Source organism: Bacillus sp. J33 (genome assembly GCF_000518885.1).
In the GTDB taxonomy this organism is placed as follows: Bacteria; Bacillota; Bacilli; order Bacillales; family Cytobacillaceae; genus Cytobacillus.
In genome coordinates, this window is record NZ_JAEL01000003.1 from 135,366 (window position 1) to 161,048 (window position 25,683).

Annotated in this window: 22 protein-coding genes; 18 read left to right on the plus strand and 4 right to left on the minus strand. The window is 36.2% G+C overall.

From position 1 onward, the window contains the following. Nucleotides 1–142: 142 nt before the first annotated feature. Complete coding sequence (locus L634_RS0100780) at nt 143–1,243, plus strand: GerAB/ArcD/ProY family transporter (RefSeq protein ID WP_026580788.1); 1,101 nt, start codon at nt 143–145, stop codon at nt 1,241–1,243. Nucleotides 1,244–1,524: 281 nt separating this feature from the next. Here L634_RS0100780 and L634_RS0100785 read toward each other — a convergent pair whose 3' ends face one another. After that, nucleotides 1,525–2,433 carry a LysR family transcriptional regulator gene (locus L634_RS0100785; protein WP_026580789.1) on the minus strand — a complete coding sequence of 303 codons (909 nt, stop codon included), beginning with the start codon at nt 2,431–2,433 and terminating at the stop codon, nt 1,525–1,527. Between the two features lie 118 nt (nt 2,434–2,551). Between L634_RS0100785 and L634_RS0100790 the strand changes: the two genes are divergently transcribed. The 8 genes from L634_RS0100790 to L634_RS0100835 all read left to right on the plus strand — a co-directional run bounded on the left by L634_RS0100790 (nt 2,552) and on the right by L634_RS0100835 (nt 9,777). After that, a complete protein-coding gene (locus L634_RS0100790; RefSeq protein WP_026580790.1) occupies nt 2,552–3,421 on the plus strand; it encodes a DMT family transporter in 870 nt (289 codons plus the stop codon). A gap of 227 nt (nt 3,422–3,648) precedes the next feature. Next, a complete protein-coding gene (locus L634_RS0100795; RefSeq protein WP_026580791.1) occupies nt 3,649–4,296 on the plus strand; it encodes a TetR/AcrR family transcriptional regulator in 648 nt (215 codons plus the stop codon). 17 nt (nt 4,297–4,313) lie between these two features. Further along, the gene (locus L634_RS0100800) at nt 4,314–5,504 is read left to right on the plus strand and encodes an Acg family FMN-binding oxidoreductase (RefSeq protein ID WP_034261606.1); all 1,191 of its coding nucleotides are present in this window, start codon (nt 4,314–4,316) and stop codon (nt 5,502–5,504) included. A gap of 2 nt (nt 5,505–5,506) precedes the next feature. Continuing rightward, nucleotides 5,507–5,722, plus strand: coding sequence for an aspartyl-phosphate phosphatase Spo0E family protein (locus tag L634_RS0100805; RefSeq protein ID WP_026580793.1), 216 nt, complete (start codon nt 5,507–5,509; stop codon nt 5,720–5,722). A gap of 448 nt (nt 5,723–6,170) precedes the next feature. Continuing rightward, nucleotides 6,171–6,293: a DUF2187 family protein gene (locus tag L634_RS32375; protein WP_084028788.1), complete on the plus strand. Its 123-nt coding sequence runs from the start codon at nt 6,171–6,173 to the stop codon at nt 6,291–6,293. 160 nt (nt 6,294–6,453) lie between these two features. Then, nucleotides 6,454–8,085, plus strand: coding sequence for a pyridoxal phosphate-dependent decarboxylase family protein (locus L634_RS0100825; protein WP_026580795.1), 1,632 nt, complete (start codon nt 6,454–6,456; stop codon nt 8,083–8,085). Between the two features lie 361 nt (nt 8,086–8,446). After that, nucleotides 8,447–9,100 (plus strand): TetR/AcrR family transcriptional regulator, encoded by a 654-nt coding sequence (locus tag L634_RS32115; RefSeq protein WP_084028790.1) that lies wholly within the window; start codon nt 8,447–8,449, stop codon nt 9,098–9,100. 128 nt (nt 9,101–9,228) lie between these two features. Beyond that, entirely contained in the window at nt 9,229–9,777 is a 549-nt protein-coding gene (locus tag L634_RS0100835) for an MEDS domain-containing protein (protein WP_026580797.1), read from the plus strand. Between the two features lie 321 nt (nt 9,778–10,098). Here L634_RS0100835 and L634_RS0100840 read toward each other — a convergent pair whose 3' ends face one another. Then, complete coding sequence (locus L634_RS0100840; RefSeq protein WP_026580798.1) at nt 10,099–11,844, minus strand: methyl-accepting chemotaxis protein; 1,746 nt, start codon at nt 11,842–11,844, stop codon at nt 10,099–10,101. A 437-nt stretch (nt 11,845–12,281) separates the two neighbouring features. On the opposite strand from L634_RS0100840, the gene L634_RS0100850 reads away from it, so the two are divergent. Next, entirely contained in the window at nt 12,282–13,421 is a 1,140-nt protein-coding gene (locus L634_RS0100850) for a YdcF family protein (protein ID WP_026580800.1), read from the plus strand. Between the two features lie 772 nt (nt 13,422–14,193). Here the strand turns inward: L634_RS0100850 and L634_RS0100855 are convergent. Beyond that, entirely contained in the window at nt 14,194–14,373 is a 180-nt protein-coding gene (locus tag L634_RS0100855) for a small acid-soluble spore protein H (RefSeq protein WP_026580801.1), read from the minus strand. 214 nt (nt 14,374–14,587) lie between these two features. On the opposite strand from L634_RS0100855, the gene L634_RS0100860 reads away from it, so the two are divergent. The 5 genes from L634_RS0100860 to L634_RS0100880 all read left to right on the plus strand — a co-directional run bounded on the left by L634_RS0100860 (nt 14,588) and on the right by L634_RS0100880 (nt 19,742). Continuing rightward, entirely contained in the window at nt 14,588–14,890 is a 303-nt protein-coding gene (locus tag L634_RS0100860; RefSeq protein WP_026580802.1) for a hypothetical protein, read from the plus strand. A 589-nt stretch (nt 14,891–15,479) separates the two neighbouring features. Beyond that, a complete protein-coding gene (locus L634_RS0100865; RefSeq protein WP_026580803.1) occupies nt 15,480–15,758 on the plus strand; it encodes a hypothetical protein in 279 nt (92 codons plus the stop codon). Further along, complete coding sequence (locus L634_RS0100870; protein ID WP_026580804.1) at nt 15,759–17,405, plus strand: sodium:solute symporter family transporter; 1,647 nt, start codon at nt 15,759–15,761, stop codon at nt 17,403–17,405. It abuts the gene before it with no gap. 57 nt (nt 17,406–17,462) lie between these two features. After that, on the plus strand, nt 17,463–18,032 hold the full coding sequence (locus L634_RS30335) for a YIP1 family protein (protein WP_051428132.1): 570 nt from the start codon (nt 17,463–17,465) through the stop codon (nt 18,030–18,032). A gap of 930 nt (nt 18,033–18,962) precedes the next feature. Beyond that, the gene (locus L634_RS0100880) at nt 18,963–19,742 is read left to right on the plus strand and encodes a styrene monooxygenase/indole monooxygenase family protein (protein WP_442852676.1); all 780 of its coding nucleotides are present in this window, start codon (nt 18,963–18,965) and stop codon (nt 19,740–19,742) included. Nucleotides 19,743–19,893: 151 nt separating this feature from the next. On the opposite strand, the gene L634_RS0100885 is transcribed toward L634_RS0100880, so the two are convergent. After that, nucleotides 19,894–20,913 (minus strand): acyltransferase family protein, encoded by a 1,020-nt coding sequence (locus L634_RS0100885; protein WP_026580806.1) that lies wholly within the window; start codon nt 20,911–20,913, stop codon nt 19,894–19,896. A 636-nt stretch (nt 20,914–21,549) separates the two neighbouring features. On the opposite strand from L634_RS0100885, the gene L634_RS0100890 reads away from it, so the two are divergent. The 3 genes from L634_RS0100890 (at nt 21,550) to L634_RS0100895 (ending at nt 24,650) form a co-directional block, all read left to right on the plus strand. Continuing rightward, complete coding sequence (locus L634_RS0100890; RefSeq protein WP_198029667.1) at nt 21,550–23,040, plus strand: multicopper oxidase family protein; 1,491 nt, start codon at nt 21,550–21,552, stop codon at nt 23,038–23,040. Nucleotides 23,041–23,166: 126 nt separating this feature from the next. Continuing rightward, nucleotides 23,167–23,262, plus strand: coding sequence for a VanZ family protein (locus tag L634_RS34830; RefSeq protein ID WP_198029660.1), 96 nt, complete (start codon nt 23,167–23,169; stop codon nt 23,260–23,262). 377 nt (nt 23,263–23,639) lie between these two features. Continuing rightward, nucleotides 23,640–24,650 carry a DUF3231 family protein gene (locus tag L634_RS0100895; RefSeq protein ID WP_026580808.1) on the plus strand — a complete coding sequence of 337 codons (1,011 nt, stop codon included), beginning with the start codon at nt 23,640–23,642 and terminating at the stop codon, nt 24,648–24,650. Nucleotides 24,651–25,683: the final 1,033 nt, after the last annotated feature.

Here is a 25,683-nt window from a genome sequence, read left to right on the forward strand (position 1 = left end):
TATACTGGAAAAAGCATTTACACTTTCTTGAAGTGCTGCCGAAAAGGTTGGAGGATTATATAAACTTAGATTTTGCGTCATTATTAAATCGCATGTTAATTTTATATTCACTTTTACATTCAATGGAAAAGGAGGTGATGCGTTGTTTAAATGCGAGAAAATATCGGTCCGTCAATTCAGGGTTTTAGTCATTTTATTTAACATTGGTACATCTATTTTAATTGTACCATCAGCCCTGGCGACCGAGGCGAAACAAGATGCTTGGATTGCAGCCGTCCTCGGTGTGGGATTCAGTTTGCTGATCATCCTGCTATATAACAAGCTCGGTCTTATGTTTCCAAAGATGACAATTGTACAAATGAATGAAGAGGTTTTAGGAAAATGGCTGGGCAAATCGATTTCTCTTTTATTTTTTTCGCTGGCATTTTTATATTCTTCTGCTCTTTTATTTTATACCGGTAATTTTTTCATTGTAGAAATAATGCCGGAAACGCCACTCGAGGCTACTGTGATTCTTATGGGTGCCATTATGGTGATGGCAGTGCGACAGGGGCTGGAAACATTTGCGCGTTCCGCAGAGCTTTTTATCCTGCTCTTCTTTTTCTTCTTAATCTGCCTGGTGTTGTCTGTCATACCCGAGATTAAGATTGAAAACCTTCAGCCTATGTTTGAAGTGAAGATTAAACCATTACTTCACGGAACATTGTTTCTTGTTGTCACGTCTACAATAAATGCTGTGGTGTTATTGATGATTTTTCCTGCTGATGTCAATCAGCCGGAAAAAGCTCAAAAATCTTTTTTGATCGGAACTGTAATTGGCGGGCTGGTGATGATCATCATCACTTTATTAAGCCTTTTGGTTCTTGGTCCCTATTTTTCAGAAAATCTAGTGTATCCAGGTTATGAGTTGGCGAAACGGATTAATATTGGCAATTTTATTACACGAATTGAAGCTATTATGGCTGGAATGTGGATGATTACCATCTATTTTAAGCTGGTTGTTTATTTTTACGCCTCTGTTTTAGGGTTTACACAAATACTTAACATTAAAGAATTTCGCCCTTTTACTTTACCTTTAGGAATGATTGCCATTGTCCTTTCCCTTGTGGTATATCCCAATGTCGCATATATGCAAGAGTGGGATTTAAAAACAGGAATGGCTTACTCTTTAACTGTCGGGTTATTCCTTCCTCTATTACTGTTAGCAGTGGCTGTATGCCGAAGAAGAATCGAGAAAGGATAACAGAGAGTCATGAAAATAGTTAGCTGTAAGAATCCTTCTGTTTAAGTCTATGTTGGTCCTTATATTGATCTGCGAAAAACACTCTTGGGGGAGATGATCCAGGAGAAATACCGTTCTATGGTCTACTGGAATTTCAGATAATAAGTATAGTCGTTATAGTTATTGGATCCACTTTCTCCAGCAAAATTATCAGCGAAGGAGATTGCTTTTTTTAGTCTAAATGTTAAATCAGAATAAATGTATATTTCCTATTCGCTAGCTTATTACAATAATTTGCTTTTTTATAGTTGTTGCACATAGTCGTGTAAATAGTGTAAAAACTTTTTAATATTACTTTTTCTTGGATTACTTTTTGAATATACCCATCCAAACGAAATTGGAGTGGGTTTGTAATCAATTATTGGTATTGTGATAATATTTTCGCTTTCTATGTATGGGTCATCTTTCAGCATAAAATTCGATAATATGCTAATAGCCAATCCCTCTGATACAGTTTTCTTTATTAGTTCTGAATTATTTGAAGTAAAAAGGATGTTGAGAGGTCCATATTTCTTTTCAAATTGTTGGATGGCTGATTCCCAGTTATGGCCACTATAAAGGACAAAGGGGTAATCAATTAAATCCTGGACTCTTAATTTTTTACTTAAAGCCAGAGGAGAGTGCTTGTGAACGCAGGCTCTCATTTCTCCCTGCAACAGATATTGAAAGATAAGTGTCTCTTGTGAGTCAATTAAAGATTCTTTATTTAATACGATTAATCCAAGGTCAACTTTATGTTGCCTAATATCATCAATTATTTCTTTCCCGCCCATTTCACTGATGGAAACGGTCACATGAGGGCAATCTTTCTTAAACTTAGATAGAGTTTTAGGCAATAAGGTCAAAAATAAACTAGGTATAGCAGCAATAGTTAATTCTCCCGTATACAACGATGTTATAGATTTAGCCTCTTCTTTAATTTCCCCCATTTTTTTCATGATTTCAAATGCTTTCCTTATAATGATGTTACCTTCATCAGTTGGAATTGTACCTAAACGAGAACGAGTAAATAATTTCAGCCCTAATTCTTTTTCTAACAATGAAATGGATTGACTAACAGCCGCTTGTGAAACATGAAGATTTTGTGCAGCAAGCGAAATAGATTGAGTCTTTGATACTTCTGTTATGTATTCCATCTGCTCAAGATTCATTATTGACCTCCTAAATATAAGTAAAACTTATGTATATATAAGCAAAGAGTATTATACATAACCACGCATTATGATATACACTCATATAAATCAAAAATTTGTATGAGGAGTGAGCCATTTGCTTAATATCATAATGACTATTTTAGCAGGTTTCTTATATTCTTTAATGTCTGTACTGATTAAAATGGCTAATGGATATGCAAATGAATCCTCCGTTACTTTCTTTCGCTTTTTCTCATCGCTTATGATCCTGGTTCCTCTTTACTTTGTCGGCGGAAAGCCGAAGATTGGCACGAAAGTCCCTTTACTTCATTTATTACGTGGTTTCTTTGGTTTTCTAATGTTTACCTTGTATACAATCTCATTACAATTTATACCGGTAGAGAATGCCTTGGCACTTAATTCTGCCTATCCTTTTTTTATTCCAATCATTTTACTTGTATTCTTTAAAGAAAAAATTGAAAAGACTGTCCTTTTAGGAATTACTCTGGGCTTTTTAGGTGTTTATTTTACAATTAATCCGACTTCCATTGACTATCTTAACTTTGCTTCCATCTTAGCATTATTATCGGCTGTCTGTTCAGCTGCTTCAAACGTCCTTATAAGAACCTTAAGGAGAACTGAAGATAGCTTTACAATTATCTTTTATTTTTTCTTGTTTTCAACAGTGATTTCCTTTTTTTATATGATCAGTAACGGAATAGAATATATAAGTTTTAAAGGGATTTTGTTAATACTCGGGATCGCATTAACGAGTGTTGGATCACAGCAGCTTTTATCATATGTACTAAAATATATGCATCCCAATATGGTTTCATCCTTGATGTATAGTTCAGTTATATTTGGATTCATGCTATCGTGGATATTTTGGCATAAGGTGCCAAGTATTTCACAGGTGCTTGGAGTGATTTTCATAGCAGGAGGCGGTTTGGTGATATTCAGAAAGCAAGGAACGGATTCAAAACACTCATCGGACCACTCATTATAATGTTTGGTGCCAGTAACTCCACAAATTTGTTGAAAAGAATTGAGAGGTATGATTACATACCCGATTTTTAAGGAATCCGCAACAGTAGTGTTAACACTCCATCTTTTGGATCGGAAAAATCTCCTGTTATTTCATTTTAGTAGTGACAAAGAACTATAAATGCATTAATATGTAATTAAGTAAACTTAGAGTTTACCTTATTGCGTATTAATGAAAGGATGGTAGGATTGGGTGCATTTGAAAGAAAACAGCGAGAAAAAGAACTGAAGAGAAATGACATAATAGAGGCAGCCGAAAGAGTTTTTTTCGAAAAAGGATATACTTCATCCACAATGGACGACGTTGCAAAGGAAGCCGAGTTTAGCAAGCGGACAGTTTATTTGTATTTCAATAGTAAAGAGCAAATCTATTTTGAGATTATGTTAAAGGGTTATAAGCTATTGATTGCCATGCTCGAGGAAGATATAAGTCAACTTGGGGTGGGAAGTGCAATAGAAAGGGTTAAGCAAATAGGAATAACACTTATTAAATTTAAAAACAAGCACCCCAATTATTTTGAGGCAATTGTTGAATATGAAACGGGAGAAAAAGATTTTGAAAAAGGAATCCCGGATCATTCGAGAGATGAATGTTATCAACAGGGCGAAAAGGTGCTATCGTTTTTGACTGACTCACTGATACAGGGGATGAAGGATGGAAGTATCCGAGAAGGACTAAATGTTCTGGATACTGCATTTGTTCTATGGTCAAGTACAATAGGTGCCTTTACTATCGCCAAGAAAAAGGCTAATTACATTAGGAAGTTCCATAATAGAAATCCGGAAGATTTAATTCATAGGACCTATGATGTATTAATTCACTCCATCCAACGATAGTGAAGGGAAGAATAAAAATGAAAAAGGTGAAAAAGAGAATGGGAATTATCATCATTTCAGCCATTGCTCTCTTATTAGTTCTTTTTTCCATTTTACTTATTTCAAGTGGTGCTTTCATGAAAGATCGATACTCAGAACCTTGGATGAACTCTTATTATAAAAGGTATAGTGACCCTAGGGTACAATTGGCTGCACATGGAATTCTTGCTCCAAGCGGTCATAATATGCAGCCATGGCAGGTGCGTCTTGACCCAGACCCTAAAATATTTTATTTATACTCCGATCCAAATAAACTAGTGCCTTTAGCTGACCCACTGGCACGACAAACTTTAATTTCACAAGGAACTTTTCTCGAGTACCTTCAGGCTGCAGGAGAAAGATTAGGGTATAAATTAGAAATTGAACTGTTTCCAGAAGGTGAATATGATGAAAACGATTTAAAAACCAGCATGAAGACAAAACCAGTTGCAAAAATATCTATTCAGCCTGATAAGTCTAAGGAAAATCCACTCTACGAGCATTTATTTAAGCCTGATACTAACCGATCTCCTTATAAGGATAAAGAATTAACTTCCCAAGAGATCAAAACGTTAAAAGAGATTAATAACGAACCGGACTTGAAGCTGGAAATATTCCAAAGTGATTCTGACCGTAAGACCCTAGGAGAGTTTGCTGTAAATGGAGCAAAGATTGAGTCCAGTCTTAAAAGAATAAATGAAGAATCCGCGAATTTATTCCGGGCAAATGAATACCAGAAAAATAAATATCGATATGGCTATTCAGTTGAAGGGCAAGGTATATCCGGAATGAAAAAGCATATTATGCAAGGGTTAATCACACTTTTCCCGGCTATTAATAGTGAAAAGACCTCTGCTGATTTGTTTGTAAAGTCAACTCAAACAGCTGTAGACCACACACCGGCCTATGCAATGATTATTTCAAAAGATAATAGTCGAGTGAGTCAAATTAAAGCAGGTAGGCTATATAGTCGATTTGTTTTAAAGTCTCATAGTTTAGGCATAGTTGTCCAACCGCCTAGTCAAGTTTTGGAAGAATACCCTGAAATGAAAGAGCAATACGAAAAAATCCATGCTAAATATGCTAAAGATGGATACACCATTCAAATGTTTGTTCGGATAGGAAGTCCAACATCGGCATCTCCTTTAACAATGAGACAAGATGTAGGCGATATCTTAAGGGACAGATAGATATGAATGAACTACTAAAACAAGAAATTGAAAAAACCAGGCTTTTAATGATTGAAAGTATTAAGCATAATGGGCTTTCACATGAAAAAACCATTCAATTAAGCCAAGAATTAGATGTTCTAATTCTTATACACCAAAATAAAAAACTAGAGTACAGCCAGCAAAGCTTGTTTTTAAATCATTACAACAATAAGAAACCAATTTTAAAAACCAACTGAATATCAAACCAGAGCGCTGATTTCAAGAAGGGTTGATGCCTATTATTGGTCCTTTTGACCTATGGGTCAAGATTTAAAGTCAGCATATGGCGGATTTCTTCTTGTCCTAACGGGGAGAGCAGTTTAAAACAAAGCCATTGAAATACATTATTAATATCATGAGCAGCATTGGGAGGAATAAGAATGTCTGTACATAAAGTTAATAAAAAATTATCAAAATTATCATTAAAATTTTTTAAATTTAAAAATAAAAAAAACATTATTAAAAAAACGAACCCCTCAAAAAAACTCTAAAAAAATAACTTCCTTTATTAAATATTACAGTTCTATCTCTATGGTGCAGTGCTGATTTTGCGCTACATAGTCAGCTAACCCAAAATACTGAGTTGTTTATGCGACTCTTTATTTTGGGCCTTTTTTTTGTAACTACTAAGCAGGAGTGACAAGTATGAAAAGAATAAAAGCAAGAATTGGTGATAGGGTTTCTTTTGAGAGAAAAGATATGATTCATACCGGAATTGTATTTAAAGTAAATGATAGGAGCGTTTTAGTCGATATTAAAAATGAATAAAGGGGAGCACCTTGATTATAAAACAAGTAAAACAGTTGTCGGACATAACAACTATCGAATCTTGTGCAGAAAGGAATGTGAAAATATCAAAGCAGGAACAATGGAAATCAAAAATAGGCTTTATTTATAGATAGATTTGGAGGATTTTTTTATGGCAACAATGAAAGAGCTTCAAGAACTATTTCCTAGCGCTGATGGAAATGGTCAGCAAAGGGGAAAAATTTTAGAGTATATTAATACTATTATCACAAATATGGATGAATTAAAGGATCCCTCAAAATTAACCTTAGGGAGAATGCCTGATTATACTGAGGATTATTATAATCGTTTGCTTGTCGAAGCAGCTGTTCCTAAAAAAGGGCTACCAATGGATGTCACAATCGAAGAGTTGATGGATCTTGCAAAGGGACATCGATTTGTTAATAGTAATTATGTAGCCAATGCCGCTCCACTTCCGAATATAGCTAGTATTTTAGGGCATTTAGTAATGGTTTTGCTAAATGGTAATGCTTTATGGGACGTTGAAGGGTCAGGAGCAGCTAAAGCGGAAATTAAAGTGACTAGTATGTTGTCCAAAGTTGTTGGGTATGACGAAAATACAAGTGCAGGTTATACAACGTGGGGAGGCCAAGGAGCAGTTTTTAACTCGCTGAGAATTGCGATAGCCCGCCAATTCCCGAAATCAAATAAGGAAGGGATTCCTAATAATATATATTGTTTCTGCTCGGAATTATCCCATTACAGTCTTTATAAGTCAGCGGAAGCTACTGGTATAGGGATCAACAATATGATTCGAGTAAAAATAAATGAGGATCATTCTATGGACTTGGAAGATCTAAAATCAAAAATGGAAAAAGTTATTTCCAATGGAGGAATACCTGTGTATGTCCTTGCGACTATGGGTACAACAGACACCTTTGGAATTGATGATATCGATCGTATTAAGAAGATTACAAGCGAGCTAGAGAACCAATATAAGTTACAGCCTATCTATGTACATGCTGATTCTGCAATGGGAGGCATGTATACATTCTTTAACGATTATGATTTTGAGGTTAACCCGTTAAATTTTGAAGAAGAAGTTTGTTCCGTATTGAAGAACTACCAGCGGAAATTTAAAAGCATTCACCTCGCTGACAGTATGGTCTTTGATTTCCACAAGTTAGGTCAAACACCTTATATAACCAGTCTGTTCTTATTGAAAAACAAAGAAGATTTGAGATATGTAGATTTAGATTCTTCTGAAACACCTTATGTCGGCAACAGAGGTTATGGAAGTTATCATACTAGCTATACATTGGAATGCTCTCGCATGGGCAGTGCCATCCCTATTTATGCTGCGCTGCTATCAATGGGGATAGAGGGGTATCAATCCTTATTAGCTAATTATATTTCTGTAAACATTGCTTTTAGAGAATCCTTATTAAAGGAATTACCTAATGCAGCAGTTACTAACGAAGTCTCTCCAGTTACAACCTTTAGGTTGTATCCAGATAAAGTCCTTTGGAAAGAAGAAAAAGAGGGGAAACTAACCAGAGAAGAGGTTATTGATATTAATCAGTATAATGACGAATTTGCTGAATTAATTGGTATTGAAAGGGATTGTATATACTTTGGGAATACCTCTAAACAAAGATTAATTAATGTACGCGACTGTGATAAAAGATTAGCAGTTTATGCACATAAATTCTTCTCAATCTCTCCATATACCACAATTGAAGATGTAAATAGATATATTTCTTTCTTAAAAGAACATATCAATGCTCATAGCAAATCACTGGTTTTGGCTTAAGTGAAAAAATCGGTCAAATAGGAATAACCAAAAAGGCGGCAAATAGTATTTGTCGCTTTTATTGATGGGGCATCATTTAAATTTTTAGCCATTTCGCTCAGCCTGGTTATTATTCTTGAACCTATCGCAACCTTATGTGCAATTATTTGGCCTGTAACTTTTATTGACCGATCGTCTTATAGCTGAGTTGGGAATGAAGTCAATCAATTCGAAAAAATAGGGCCCCTAATCGTTTTTACCTATCAATCTTCGAAAAATTTTCTTTATTTTGGGACTATTCACATAAAAAAGGATAGAATAATATCATTTGTCATGATATTATATTATCAAATAAACGAACGATAGGTAGGTAAAGGAATAAATGAGTAAATATATGACTTTAAAAAAAGGAGCTTTTCAGCTTTTTTCAGAGTATGGGTTTGAAGGAACCTCTTTAAACGATATCGCTGTAAGAGCCGGCATTCGAAAATCTTCGATATATGCACACTTTAAAAATAAGGATGAATTATTCCTAAGTATTTATAAGGATATTGCTAACCATTATCAGAAAGTCATGAGGGAGCATTTTATTCTTCTAGAGCAAATGAATTGTTCCATACAAGGAAAACTGGGAATCACCTTTGAGTTATATATAAATACAATAAAAAAGGATATATCAATATCAAAGTTTTGGAAAAGAGCTGTTATTTTTCCCCCTAAACATTTAAAAAAACAACTGCAAGAAATTCATAATTTACTGATCAAAAACTACTTTAAAGATAAGATTGCAGTATTTTTCTCTGAAGGGATTCAAAAAGGGGATATAAAAGAACAAGCTATTTCTGAATTAATAAAAAGCTATTTTTGTCTAATAGATGGCGCCATTTTTACACTGTTATATGATGAAAAACAATTGGACAGACATACAATAAAAAGTCTATGGATAAATTACTGGACGGGCATATCGGATATAAAGCCCGAAATGGAATCTATATATGACACTTTTGAAGGGCATACATTCAATCCTCTTACTTGAAGTATGCCAAAGCCCTTTAAGTGATAATGTATGTTGGTAATTACTAACATAAATTTAGAATTTAAGCCATTACGAAAGGAGGAGCCTATTGGTATTTCACCATCACTTAAAGGAAGGGGACTGTCGAAATGGAAAAATTGAACAATCCTATTAAAGCTCTGCCTAATCTACCAGGTGGTCATTTGTTTTATTTCTACCTGACCCTGGAATGTTATATTGACAATGCTGTAAATTTTTTACTTCTTGGAATAGAAGATGGCAATCATATAATACTCATAGAAAACCACCGAATCTATTCTACTATCTTTAATAGATTAAAATTAAGGTTAAGTTCAACTCAAATGGAAAGAATACACTATATTAACAATTATGATTTTTATTGGTCTGCGGGCAACTTTAACAGTTCAAAAATCATTGCTAACTTTACAAAGATCCTAAAACCTTTCCTGAAAAAAAACATACCAGTAAGAACATGGGCACATGTGGAGTTGGGACAGATAGATGATATAGAGGATGCTATATCACAATTTGAAAAGGCAGCCCAAGAAAGTGTGACTTCGCTGAAGCTGCTTTCAGTTTGCGCATATAATGGACAAAGACTTCCTGTTAACCTGATAAAATCGTTATTTATATCCCATACTCATTTAATGACTGATACTGCAATTATTAAATTATAAAATACTTTTCCCTACTGTTCCTTTGGTCCGCTAAATGAGGTTAATTCAGCGAAGGCTGGTTTCTTCCTTCTTTCAGCCTTCGCTCGCATTCTGGAAAACTAAATGGTCAACAAGAAATATAAGGTTGGAGAAGTGGTATTTAATTTGAGGGTAATGGATACGTTCCTTTATGAAAGCTGCCAAACTTTAGGCAGCTTTTTTTGAACTGCCATGAGGCTGTAAAAAAACGAGCGCAAATATCAACGCGCTCGCTGCATAGTTATTTTATGCTGTCAATTTGACAGGGGCAAGACCAGGCATTAGAATCCCTGTCGATTTTTATTATGCTTTAAATTTAGTAATCATTCCTTGTAATTCGTTTGCTAAAGCATTCAATTCTTTTGAGGCTTCAGATAATTGGTTGATCGAATCTAATTGTAGTACAGTGCTTTCTTTAATATCCTGGGTAAAATTAGAGTTACTTTGAGCAATTGCTGCAAGGTCATTTACAGAAGCTGTCACTTCTTCTGTTCCAGCTGAAATTTCTTGAGTTGCAGCTGAAACACCTTCGATTTGATTTGAAATTTGGTCCGTAATCTCTTTAATTTTATAAAAGAGTTCACCGGTTGTTTGAGCGACCTTTGTTCCTTTTTCAGCTTCTTTTGTACCGATATCCATTGAAGAAACAGCATTGTTTGTTTCAAATTGGATTTCATCAATTATTTTTGAGATTTCCTCTGTAGATTGACTAGATTCTTCCGCCAACTTTCTAACCTCTTGTGCCACTACTGCAAATCCTTTTCCATGTTCACCGGCGCGAGCAGCTTCGATAGCTGCGTTAAGTGCTAATAAGTTGGTTTGATTAGAAATACCTGTAATAACCTCGAGAATACTTGTAATTTCATCTGAGCGTACTTTTAGTGAGCCGATAATATTACTGGATTGTTTAACGGCACCATTAATGGTTTCCATTTGAGAAACAACGTCACTTATTGCTTCTAAACCTTCGATAGCGTAATTTTCCATTCTCTTAGATACTAAGGATACATCTTGTGAAGAATGAGCAATAGAACTAATTTCAGCAGCAATTTGTTCCATGGCTCCCGCTGATTCTGTAACCGATATTTCTTGTGCTTGTATCCCTGCCGTCATTTGTTTGATATTTTCGCTAATCTTTACAGAGTGTTCTTTTGACTGGCCTGTAGCCTTAGAAACTAATTCTGATGATTGCAATACAGTTTCGGACGTTTTTCTGATTTTTACAATCATAGATGATAATTCAGAGACCATTTCATTAAAGGCTTCGTTGATTTTTCCTAATTCATCTTCTCGTGCAGGTAATTTAATATCCAGGTTGCCATTTTTCATCTCGTTAATTCCGTTCTGCAACTGTATTAACGGCTTGAAACTTCTGCGGATAACAAATATTTGGAAAAGAACAATAATAATAATTGCAGGAATTAAAATTAATAAAGAACTAAATAGAAATTTATCCGTTCCATTTGAAACCATGCTTGCATCTATATCGACGCCAAAGAAAGAAGATACCTTGCCTGCACTATCTTGAATTGGATAAAGTACAGTCACCCAAGTGCCAAATTGATCTTCATATACTTGAGAAGTTGTAATTTCTTTTGTTTTATTTAATTCTTTAATCGATTTAGCAATCGTTTCTGGGTGTTCGTATAAATCACCAATGTTTTTTCCGTCTTCTTGTAAGGCTTTTTTAATGTGTGTAGGTGTTGCAATAACAGCAGATTGATTTTTTTCGTTTAAATCAGTTCCCATTATATAAGCCTGAGCTACGTTTGGGTTAGTTGCAGAAATATTATCGAAGTAAGCTGTTAATTCCTGGTCTGCCTCAGCATCGAAACCTGATGCTTTAGAAGCTTCTTCCACTAATTCCTTATCAAGTTTTTCTCCCCAGCTGTTAGCGATTTGAATAGCTTGCTTTTCCATTTCTGCTGTTAAAACGCCGTTTTGGATAGATAAGCTTAAGATTATTAGGACGACTCCGACTAGGAGGATCAAAGTTGCTGTGGTAATGATAGATTTTGTTACAAAAGATACCTTTTTAAATATGTTCATTGTGAATTCTCCCTTTCTGCATGCAAAGTTTATATCGTCAAAAATTCCATGGGAATTAATAGAGTGCAAAAAAGAAAAATTATTCTGTTTTTCAAAGAATTACATTCAAAAAGAAAGTTGTTTATGCTGTTATTCCCGGTTATCCATTATGCTGTGCAAAAGGCTGCCTTCAAGACTTCGTTATACAAACCCTTTTCCTGGTTTAAACAATAACTTTCCTGGAATACATAGCCATGGTCATGGCTGTGATAAAAGTAATTTCAACTCTTAGTTAAAATGGATTATTTTATATGGGCATTTTAGAATAGGGGCCTTAATTTATGAACTGTGCTTGTTTACATAACATTAATCATTTATTCATATTATGTAAACAAACCAATGTTATTTTAAAATGGTAAGCCACTCTAATACACATCAAATATTTTGGGGAGGAAGTCATGAATAACTTAAAAAAGAAACTTGGTTTAGCTCTAGCTTTAACTCTGTCTACTGCAACCTTTGCAACAGCGTATGCAACATCGGAACCAGAAACTGCTCAAACAGCTGATGTTCATGTAAACTCGATAAGAAATGATGAGTCTACATCTGATAGAATTGAAAAATATAAAGAAATGGCCATGTATTATTACTGGCATGGCGGAGATATAAAACAAGCAGAAGAAGAGATTTTTAAGGGGATCACACTTAAAGGAAAATATGATGTAGTTGAAAATGCATTTAAAGCGGCATCATCACTGGATCCTTACGATCTTGACTTGAAATTTTCACTTGCATCAACACAAATCATCCAGAAAAAAACAGCAGAAGCTTTAGAAACATATAACCAGATCTTAAATCTGGATCCCAATCATTTTAATGCAAATCTTCTTTATGGAGTTTATTCAAAAGTAAACGGAGACCATGCTTCATATAAAAAGGCGATTTCAAAATTAAAACAGATTGATGCGAAAAAGGCAAACGAGTATCTTCAAAAATTAGAAACGACAGAATCTATTATAAAAGAAAAATTAAACACATCAGCTCCATCTAATTTACCGCAAAAAGATCATGCAATTGTTATACTTGGCTATGCTCTTGCAGATGATGGCTCAATGAGAGAACCTCTTATTGAACGTTTAAAAGCAGGCCTTGCTATTGCGAAACAATATCCAAATTCAAAAATTATTGTAACCGGCGGAGTTCCTAAAAAAGGAATCACAGAAGCTGACGCTATGAGCAGCTGGCTGATCTCACAGGGAATTGAAAAGGATAGAATTATTCTCGAAAATAAATCAACAGACACTGTTGAAAATGCTCTATTCACTACAGAAAAGCTTGTTAAAGACGGAATAAGAGATGTAACTCTTGTAACAAGTGCAAGCCATATGAGAAGAGCGTTAACTGTATTTAAAGAAGCTAGCGACTTTTATGATAAAATGACAGGTGAAAGCAGCGAAAGAAACTTTACCAATGTTGTCTATTTAGATTACCCATCCATTGAGGAAGCACACGAAGTATCTAAGGATGAAATTTTTGTAATCTGCCGTGACCTGTTTAGAACTTCTGGAATCTGGCAATACCCTGACCTTCAAAGATAAAAACAGAAGTTGCTAAAATATTTCTATAAGAAATCAAAAATAAATGAATTTATCCCTTTTGCACCGGCAGTTTATGAAAATAAATTGTCACCATGCAGAGGGGATTTTTTTAATGTCATAATTGGGTGGTGATTTTGGTGGGGCCACGAATGAAGGAATAGATTTGCTAATATCATCCGACATACAAAATCTATCGATAGCTGGTTCAGAATCTTAAGGGCAATTGTTTTAGGGATTGTAACCATTCGTGACACGATAGATTTAAATGCCTTTACCGAGGAATTCATTAATTCCATTTCGCAGCACCGATTTTGGATGCGGCAGAATCAAGACGGGAAAATGAGCGGATAAATCATGCAGAGAGGTAAGATCAAAATTTCTAGGGGTTCTGTCAATGAATACTGACGGGATCCCATACTCCTATTAAATCATTGTACTATGTTTTAATCCGTAAATAATCAGTATACGCAATCCACCTCCCCGCTTAACAATAACTCCATTTTATTCCAGGATAAAGACTGTCCATTATGCTGATTCGGAGGCCACTTTCCTAACTGAATGCCACTCTGACATTCAGAAAAAATGCAACGCTTAAGAAGATGATGCTTATCCATGTTTTTAGCGGCAGAGCGACAGTTAATGGTCTTTGGATTGGTATCGGGAAGTGCGTGGGAATAAATGGATTAATCCATGTTCAGGCAGGAGCAGACAGGTGCAAAAAACCACCACCCGAAGGTGGAGGTTTATGATTGGATTGGGAAAACTCGACAATTTACTGTTCTTGTAAGCTGGTTACAGAAACACTTTGCTTATTATTTGGATCATTAAGAGAATGGATTGTAGCTGTTCCATTTTGTTGATCTACGTGCTCAATGTAAATATTTTCTCCATTATAGGTTACATTAGCCATAATGGATGAAGATGCAATTTCTTGTGCTCGCTGTGCATTCATGGGGCCACCTCCTTTTGGCTTTCATAGTTATAATATTTGTTCTGTATTCCCTAGATATACTGGCTGTAATGGAAATGCTTCAAAGTTTAAGCTGCTCATTAAAACCTGAGTGCTTTTCTAAAACATATGGTTTAGGTTTGGGTATACGTCTATTCTTAAGATAATCACCTAACATAGGATAATACAGGAATAAAAAAGGGAGGTTGTCCACGAGATGAGTTATTTATATCCAAACAGTATGCCTTGCTTTCCAATTCGGCAGTTTCCACAATACCCGCAATCGGAAATATGGGCAGAACAAGTGACAAAGCAGCCGTTATATCCACATTTAAAGCATAAAGTATTAAAGAAAATTACTCCGTTTGTTAATTATGGCCTGAATGAAGCGAAAGCAACTACCTATAAGCATGCCTTACAAGAAGTTGCTGCAATGACCTATTTGATGGGGAAGGGGATGGATCCCCAAACTGCTTACCTAACAGTGGAATCATGGGAAGTAAATGAAAAGTTTTATTGAAGGAGTTGTAAATAGCTCCCAAACAATCGAGCATAATTGGTGAGTGAAATTCGAGAGGATTACTTTTTCACTTACAGTTTATTAGACTCAATCCCACCAGTAAAAAACAATTTTAGCCTGCTGGTCTTCTTCTTTCTTTTGGTTGTTGAATAAATTTGGTATTTGTCTAGCTTCTCCATGTTTTACATTGTCTGAATACTAAAAGAAGGTTGGCGGTCGCCAACCTTTTTAGTATGGAATTATTATCATAATAATAAAAAAAAAGGAAAAGAAGGTCATGGGGTGTTATTGAAAATAACAATTGAGACTTTCTGGGAAATATATAAAGGTTCTATGTTAAATTCCTTGTGAATAAACGTTAATGACAAGATGAAGATCGGGAAATAATTAGCTAGTAAAAATTGTCGAATAATTTTTATGCATTTTATCTAAAAAAATAAAAATTTTTAAATTTTCCAATAAATCTTGTTGTATAATATTCGCAACTAGACAACTTTGTTATACATCAGAAATTAACTGGAAAGGAGGTCGTTTAGCAGCGAAAAACGATTGAGCGTTCGTTCACAATAAAAAAGCTAGGAGGAATTATATGGGGGCTTATCAAAAAGAAGTTTGGTTTACGATTGGAATGTCTGCGCTATTTTTATTGGCTGGGAACATGGGGCTAATCTTTTCCATTTTTCCTGTTGAAGGAAATTGGTTTGGTTTCCCAATCATGTATATTGTTCCTGTTGTTGTAGGCTGGTTTGGAGTTGTGCTGTTAACAATTGTTGCAGGTAAAATCGGCAATAAAATTGATGCGGCAATTGAAGCAGAGGATAAGCAGAACCTGCAGCTTAAAGCTCGTGCGGATAAGGAGGTTGGGTAAATGGGCACAACCTGGCAATTGGAAAATCCGATCATTGGGCTTATTGTTGTGGCACTTACCTTCATCTTGTTTTATGCTATTAGCTGGATTTCAAACAGAACAAGCAAATCTGTTGAAGATTTATATGTAGCAGGAGGCGGAGTGGGAGCAATTACGAACGGCCTTGCAATGGCTGCTACATATATGAGCTTGGCGACTTTCCTGGGAGTAACCGGACTGATTCTTAATTTAAAAGCACCATTCGTATTTTTATGGATTCAATTAATATTGGCAATCCCATTAATAACAATCATCTATGGTACGAGCCTAAGAAGAATGGGCGCTTTTTCACCGGCACACTTTGTTAAAGAACGATATGGAAAATCCGCAGCTGTCATAGTTGCTCTATGGATGATCTTAATTTCCATAATGTATGCATTAGGGCAAATGATCGGAATTGCCAAGACGTTTGAAATGCTATTTGGCATTCCTTATATGACAGGTTTATTTGTCGGCGGGCTGTTGATTACAGGCTATGTAACTATTGGCGGAATGAGAGGGGCTACGAACAATGCCGCAGTCCAGATGGTCATCATTGCTCTCATGTTTGTCATACCGCTGGGTGCAATTATGAAGGCGATGGGCTCTTCTGGCTGGTTCTTCCCGCCGCTATTATATGCGGATATGGTGCCGGCAATGTTGAAAGCGGTTCCAGACTTTTTTGATTATCAATTTGATGCGAAATGGTATTTTGCCATCATCCCTGCTATGACGCTTGGTTCTTTAGGTTTGCCGCATCTGGCCATGCGCATCTACACAGCTTCAAGTCTGAAAAGTGCACGCCAGGCAATGATTTGGTTTGCTTTAGTTCTTGGGTTTGTTTTCTCGGCCACTTATACAATGGGGTTTGCAGGTGTGTTCTTTAACAGCTCCAACGGCAATATGATTTCAGCTGCAGACGCTGACAAACTTACCATCATTCTTAATCTTGTATATAATCCTGAATGGGTGACAGCTTTGGTTATTGCCGGTGCCATTTCTGCAGGTGTTTCCACCTTAAGCGGAAACCTGTTAGCAATTGGAGCTCTTTTATCACAAGATATTTTTGCAACATTAAAACCGGATATTACTTCGAAAACAAAGGTGCGTTTGGGATACGCAGCCATTGCTTTGGGAGGAATAACAAGCATTCTGCTTGCCGTAAAACCGCCTGCCTTTCTTGTAGTGAGTATTCTATGGGCATTTGGCCTTGCAGCGGTTACCAATGCCCCGATTATCCTGATGGGAGTTTGGTGGAAGGGAGCCAATAAATATGGCGCAATTGCATCTGTAGTCATATCTGGAGCTATTTATGTCATTGTTTCTCCTTTTGTTTTTCCAAGTATTGTTGTGAGCGGCCATGGGCTGACAGACAGCTTGGGCTTATCGGGAGCGATGCTTTGCGTGCCAATTGCTTTTATCATATTAGTGGGAGTTTCCATGATTACAAACAAAATGCCTTCACTGCAAAATAAATTAACAACACGTGAAGACCACAAATTGATTGAACGAATTCACGGATGGAGCGATGTGAATCCAGCCAGGTATAATAGCCTGACTGGAGCTATTATTGTTGTAATCGCAAGTGCATTGACCTTGATATGGGCCTTGACACCTTGGCAATACTAACATAATGGAGAAGGGCTTTTCCTTCCTTCTCCTTTTTCTGTAAAGGGAGGAAGATAAATGAGGCAGCTATCATCTATTTTTCAGGCAATTTTCTTAGATAAGGAAGCGGCTGAAAAGCTTGCGTCCAATGAAACATATAACAAATGGGCATTTATTTTTACATTTGTCGTGGGCACCTGTTATGGATCGGCAATCTACTTGAGAGTGCCGGAAGAATATATTACATTCGATTCTTCTATTCTGCAATCCGCTGTCTACCTATTCCTTCTTCTTGCAGGAACAGGGATGGTGTATCTCACCAGACTGGGCCTTACTCTATTATTGTGGGCAGGAGGGAAAGCATTTGGAGGTCCGGGGGTTATGGGCATCATAAACCGGCTTACCGCGTTTGCCCTTGTTCCTTCTATTGTTGGCTTGCCTTCTATTGCTGCATTAAGCAATGGTGAAGAGCTATCAATGATATTAGCAATCCTTCTGGCAATCTCTTTATTATGGATGTACTTTGTTTCTGTGCGTTTTATACAAATAACCCAAAAACTGAAAGCATGGAAGGCGTATGGTGCTGTTATGATTGCTTTTATATTCTTTTCAAGTGTTTATTATTTAATCCTGCCGCCTGCTTCCTAAGGAAATAATGTCTTACATGGCCCTCACAAAATGTGGGGGTTTTTAATATTAAAAAAAATAGTAACCTGGAGGCTCGTTAGCGAGTATAAACTGTGACAGCTTCGCTGGTACTACCCCGCTTTAGGTTAATTCCGGAATTTTGGCCGAAAAAAATTGTTCGTGTTTATGAAGAAAAACATTATGGAGTTGGCTTCTGCAGCCAATTGAAATTAAGGATAAAGCCGAACAGTAGCAAAAACATAAGACATTAGGCTAAGTTATTACCATTTTTTTCTGAAATTGCGCTTTGTCGAAGTGCTGGTTCTATCTTGAATAAAAAGTGAAAAAAGGAGGGAGATAAAAAGAAAGCGTCTTTCTTAATGAAAAGGTGGAAAAAGTGATCGTATGACTTAGACACCAATAATATGGAAATTAAATAAATCGACGCATTTACATCACTCTTTGTTTTATTTAGACTATAAAAGTCAGAAAATTACCAATGTTATTTCACTATTTTTGCGGCTATCAAATAACAAAGGGGAGAGAATCTTGAGAAAGAAAATATGTATTATAGGCAGTGGCACAGNAGGTATACAGCTGGCTTATTCTCTTAAAGAAGAATTTGATGTGACTGTTATCCATTCAAACTCTTCGGATAAGATCCGAAATGGGCGAATTATGTCTACCCAAGTACACTTTGGTTCAACAAGAACCCGAGAAAATCGTTTTAAAATGCCAAAATGGGAAGATAAAACTCTTCTTAAAAGTATCCATATGACGATTGGCAATCAAAAACTCTTTGTTGGAAAGCTAAAAGAGCCGGCATTATCTGTTGACCAGCGTTTCTACTTTTCACACTGTTTGAAGGATCTTGAAAACAAGGGTGTCTCTTTCCGGCTTTTACGAGTAAATAAAGATCATCTGGAAAGTTTGGCAGATGAGTTTGATTTAATGATTGATTGTACTGGAAAATCGGGCCCTCTCTTTCCATTTCCTATTGAAAAGGAGCTTTCTCCTTTCCAAGTGCCTCAACGAAAGTGTATCGTCGGTTATTTTTTTGGGGTAAAGCCAAATAATCCTCTTGGTGTAAGCGTAACCGTTCTGCCTGAAATAGGTGAAATGTTTGAGATTCCTGCAATCACAGAACACGGGACTGTTACTATATTGTTCATTATGGCAATTCCAGGCAGAGAGCTAGATGTATTTAAAGAAATTAAGCACGGAAAAGAATTTACAAATCAAATGAAAAAAGTTACACAAAAATATTTCCAAGACATCCACGAACGTATTGAACAAGATATCTTTGCTCTTTCCGATGATAATGCCTTCCTTCAAGTTGCCATTAAGCCTGTAATTAGAAAACCTTACGCAACCTTTAAAAATAAACTAGCAGTTGGCTGTGGAGATAGTGTTTTTCTTAATGATCCGATTACTGGCCAAGGCTGTAATCTTTCTTCTTATTGTGCTGAACAATTGTACGAAACTTTGATTCAATATAGAAATTCAAACTGGGACATCCAACTTGGAGAAATATATTGGGATCGAACAAAAACATTTGTAAAAGAAGTAACAGAATGGACAAATGCAATGACTCAGGCACTGCCTCAGCATGTTGTTCAAATCCTGTCAGCGGGCGCAGAAAATCAAAAGGTCGCAGATGAAGTGGCACAATGGTTTGCGGATCCGCGAAAAGCTTATGAAGCTTTTTTTCAGCCATCTAATCTACATTAAGAACAGAACAAAAGAAAAATCCCCTTCATACCAGACAGACTAATGTGCTTTCTTTTCTGTCTAGTATGAGGGGATTATTCATGTAAATGGCAGCCCTTTTAAAGTCGAATTACACAATATGTCACTGGTGATTTTCGGATTGTGTTTAAATCTATGATACATCCGCTGTTTTTCTGTTCATATAACGCTGGAGCAGATGGGTCTTCAATTCGATTATCGGTTGTGCGAGTGTAATGATCGGTTTTGATGCCAAAGTCAAGGTTACAATCGCTGCCAGGACTAATAAGGCAAAGTAGTTTCCAGATTCATCCACTAAGTTATAAAACGGTGTAAACTCGAACAATTTCACGATGAATCCATGCAGCAAGTATACATAAAGCGTTCTCGTCCCTAGATGGGTAAAGAACATTTTCCTTCTCGGAACGATAGCCATGAAACTGAAAGTAGCAAGAGCCATCAGTCCGTACATCAAAAGACGGATGAACCATGCTTGCCCTAATTCAACACCCAATTCTTCATAAGAGGATGATGCAAGCAACCAATCTTTCGCTTCCTGCGGGAAAAAGAAGAAATAACTTACAAACATGCCTGCTAATATCATTCCCGCTGCAATCCGTATTTCAGGTCGCAGGATTTTGGTAAAGTGTTCTTTTCTCAACAGGTAGCCGCCAAGGAAGACCGGGAAGAATACAAAGGTTCGCGATAGACTGAAATAGGTTCCGATATCTTGGATATAACCTGCAAAAACACCGATTGCCAATGCTGCAATCATCATGATCGCTGGGTGCTTCAGCTTGATGAATAGAAGAAGCAGGATATTAAAGAGCACCATGCTCAATAAGAACCAGAGCGTCCAGTATGGATCAAAAAGAGTCAAGGTTTCCTTTCCGTTCCAGATTCTATGAATTACGAAATATATAAGCTGGAAAATGAAATAAGGAATCAATATGTTTCTGAAAATCTTTTTTAAATAGCCCTTCTTCATAATGCCCTTTGAGAAGAATCCGCCTATAAGAATGAATGCAGGCATATGAAAGGTGTAGATAAAGTTGTATACAGTATATAAAGATTCACTATTATCTTTGTGTGGACTTATGAAGTGTCCAAACACAACAAGAAAGATTAGAATGAATTTAGCATTGTCAAAATAGGATTCACGTTTCTTACTCATGATACGGGCCTCCTAGCTGCAAAATGTTTTTCTGGAATACATACAATAAAAGTATGCTGATAAACTATCATACACCTTAAATTGTAAAAAGAATCGGATGTCATAGAAATTATTCGGATATGTTATAGGTTTGTGAAGGTACGTAAATCAGTTTTAATAGATGAGAAAACAATGTAAAAAACATAATTGGAAAGGGAGCATAATATTGAATATAAGAGCAGATGACACTGCCCATTTACATTTAGGGCAAACCGGATTTAGCTGGGGAGATAGCGATCGAAGGGGCAAATATAGCTGGATGTGTGTGGACAACTACAGAAAGTGTGTTAACAGAACGGTAAGACCTAAGGTATTCTTAAATCTTATTCAAGAAAAGGCGCTATCCTTGAATTAGGGTAGTGCTTTTTCCTTTAAAGGGCCATATTAAAAGCCCCATTTCTCAATTTTGATGCTGAGAAATGGGGTTTTTAATATGGGGATTTTCATAATATTGTAAATGCGAGGTTTTCCTAACTGTACTCCATTTAAGCAGCAGAAACGATTATATTTTCAGTAATATGCATATTTTCTTCATATTCTTTTGTTACATTTAAAGAAGAAATAATCAAAAAAAAAGAGAGGAAACAAATGATTGGAATAAAAATGAAGATGACCGCATTGATGATTAGTCTATTGGTTATTAGTGGCTGCAGCAGTAACAATTCACAACCTGACGAAGAAATGGACCATTCTGCTATGAATGAAGATATGGAAGAAATGGATCATGACACGATGGAGAATGGTCACATGAGTCATGATGAGGTGGTAAGTTTAAACGACTCAACAGGGGAAAATGAATTGGAAATTCCTTCCATGCTTGAACGCGATAATGATGAAGGAATCGTATACACTGTTCGAGCACAAAAAGGGAAAACGGAAATATTCGATGGTACTGAAACGAAAACGTATGGATATAACGGGTCATTTTTAGGACCGGTGCTTCGTCTTGAAAAAGGTGAAAAGGTGAAAATTAGAACGATAAATGAGCTTGAAGAGAATACAACATTTCATTGGCATGGGCTTGAAGTATCGGCGGATGCGGATGGTGGGCCGCATGATCCTCTTAAACCGGGAGAAGAAAAGGTGATTGAATTTAAAGTGGCACAAGAGGCGTCAACTTTATGGTTCCATCCCCATCCTGAAGGTATGACTGCTGAACAGGTATACAATGGACTTGCAGGATTGGTATATATCGAGGATGACAATTCGAAAGGTCTGGGATTGCCAAATGATTATGGGAAGAATGATATTCCCTTGATTTTTCAAGATAAAACTTTTGATGATAATAAGCAATTGAATTACAGCGCTGCAATGAATGATGACGGAACAATCGGCGATACGTTATTGATCAATGGGACACTGAATCCAAAATTGACTGTAAATAAAGAGAAAGTACGTCTTCGTTTATTAAATGGATCTAATGCGAGGAATTACACATTTAAATTGAATACCGGGGATTCTTTTGTTCAAATTGCAACGGATGGCGGCCTCTTGAATAAACCGGTGACACTGAAAGAAATTACACTGACCCCATCCGAAAGAGCGGAAATAGTTGTTGATTTTTCACAGCTTAATACAGCAAATGACTTGGCGTTAATAAATGAGGATGAATCTATCCTTTTACCATTTGAGGTTTCTGATCATAGCGGAGAGGTTAGTAAGATTCCGGGAGAGATGAATCATTTTTCGATAACAGAAGAAGAGAAGGACTTGCCAGTCACAAAGAAGGTGGAACTCTTTGGGATGATGGACCAGGTAACGATAAATGGAAAGAAATTTGATCCGGAAAGAATTGATTTCACACAACAGCAAGGGGTCACTGAAGTATGGGAAATTTACAATAAACCGGACATGATGGGTGGAATGATTCATCCATTTCACATTCACGGAACGCAATTTAAAATACTCTCTAGAGATGGAAAAGAGCCACCGGAAAATGAACGAGGATGGAAAGACAGTATTTCCATACAACCAGATGAGAGAGTAAAAATAGCTATAAAATTTAAGCATAAGGGCGTGTATATGTTCCATTGTCATATTCTTGAACATGAAGACAACGGCATGATGGGACAGGTAAAGGTGGAATAAACGTCAATCCAATAATGTGTGGAAGTCCGTAATATTAACGCTAAACATGCAGAAACTGAATTATTAAAACAGCCAGTGTGGGTTAGTTCACACTGGCTGTTTTAAAATTTGCATTAAATGAATCATATGAAAAAAATATTTGATATTGATGATTTGATTTTAAATACGTTGGGTGGGGTAATAGGTATTTTAGTCTTTAAGAGGGTTAGACGAAAAAACTAATTGAAAATAAGTCCTCCCATTGTAGTAATTCAAGATTCCTAATGGAGTTTGGAAAGATTTTAGATGAATATTCACTAATCCGTTCTTCATCAATCGGGTGCTATTCTTAAACAAGAATTGGCTCTCATATTTCATTTTAGGGCCAGATTAAGAGTAAGGATGACTGATGAAAAGTGTATTATAATCAATGGCCCTTTGTTTTGCTTTTGGTTACTGCCCCCTAAAAATAACGGTGTTCTCAACACAAATATCCAATACATGCCACCGTGAGCTTTGTGCTTTTTTATATTTTTTTAATACTAAAAAACACAGGCTGATTCATAAAACTTTTTAAAGTTGGAAAAGTTAAGAAAACGAATGAGATTAGGAGGGTTTGGATGGGGAGTTCAAATCGTTTACCAATTACATCTTCAGAATTAGCGAACTTGTGGATGACGTATCAAGACAAAACAATGATTATGAGATTTCTGGAATACTTTCTTGAACACGTTGAAAAAGAGGAAACACGGCAAATTCTACAGTCTTATTATGGACGTGCTGCAGAAAGTGTAGAGTTTGTAACCAATATTTTTCAACAGGAAGGTGCAGTTATTCCAACGGGTTTTACTGAAAAAGACGTGAATAAAGGGGCTCCCAAGTTATTCGACTATATGTATGATGTTATGTATTTGCACATGATGGCTAAAATAGGAACGAATCTTTACGCGCTCTATTCCACTATGTCTTACCGTCAAGATATAAGACAATTTTTCAGACGTTTAACAGCGGAAGCGCAAGAGGCGTATGACCAAGCAACACAGGTTCTTTTAGAGGCAGGAGTTCTTTCTCGTCCCCCTTATGTATCGATGCCAAAAGAAGTGAAGTTTGTACATAATAAAAATTATATGACCGGATTTAATTGGTTCAGTAATGAAAGGTCCTTAAATACAATTGAAATTTCTCTTATACATCATGCCATTGAGACAAATCTTACGGGAATGCAATTAATGATCGGATTTGCACAAGTAGCACATGATCAACAGGTACGAAACCATTTTGTTAAAGGAATGGAACTGTCAAAGAAAGTCGAAACATCACTAGGTGAATTTTTACGGCAAGATTACATTGAACCACCAGCTACTCATGCAGGAAAAGCGACAAATTCGACTGTTGCTCCATTCACTGATAAATTAATGATGTATAATACCAGTATATTAACCACATTTGGACTTGGAAGTAATGCACTTGGCGGTGCTTTTAGTTTACGAAGTGATTTACCGGCGAAAATGGCATTCCTTGCAAAAGATATTTTTGATTTTGCGAAACAAGGCGGGAAAATTATGATCAAAAATGGTTGGATGGAAGAACCGCCACAGGTTGAGAATCGAAATCAATTGACAAAAAGGTAAAATGGATAAAAAAGGTACCTTAGTTGTCAAATTTTAAAAGAACAGGTGTAAGCTTTTCTACAGCTTCTTGTATTGTATTTTTTAGCGTTTCTCACAGTTGTTGGACATAATTTAAAATAGTATGAAAATCGAAGAAGTCTTATAGTCTTTTTGTTCAATTAAAGGGCGCGATTGTGACATAACGGTAAAGAACTTTTTTATCATAATTTTTGTATGTACTGGTCGGACGAATGAGAAAAGTAAAGAACTATCCTTTAAAACAGCCGCATTTTTCAATGGAAGAATGCGGCTTTACACCGTCAAAAGGAAACAACTTTATTTTCACTTAACAACATCACCAAACATCTTGAAATTACTTTTGATAAGCAATACCGATAATGGGTAACCATAGAAAAGACTTTGAATAAAAAACAATCCCGGAAATTTGCCTTAGCATAAGATTTCTGGGATTTTTATGGTGAAAACTGTCTTAGCGTGGGTGACCGTCAAAATGTTGGCGAGCCCCCCTTTATATATAGCAAACTTTCCATATTTTCTTACACTTATGTACATTTTTACACAATAAATAATCTATATCATAAAAGGAATACCTATGTAAAAATGTATCGTGAAAGTATAAACCTATACAGAAACCTTGACAATATTGAGTTTATAAAGGTGGATATTCAATATTACTAAGGTGTTTACCTGCTGATAAATACCGTTCTTCACACTGAATCTCAAACTATGTTCCATAAAAGGGGAATTATCGAGGAAGAACAAAAAGTATACGAATAAGCTTTCAGGAATGTATTATGCTATTGAATTACGTAAAACTACGGATAAAATCATAAAGCAGATATGTGCAATTACGGGGATCTGTTAGTTGCACTTTATCGTAAGCTAAAAGATATGCAATGAAGCTTCCATGAGGCCGGAAATTAACCCAGCGGAGAGAAAAAGGTCGCATGAAGACTTCATGAAGCCGGAATTTGGTCCAGCAGAGAGAAAAAGGTCGCCATGAAGACTTCATGAAGCCGGAATTTGGTCCAGC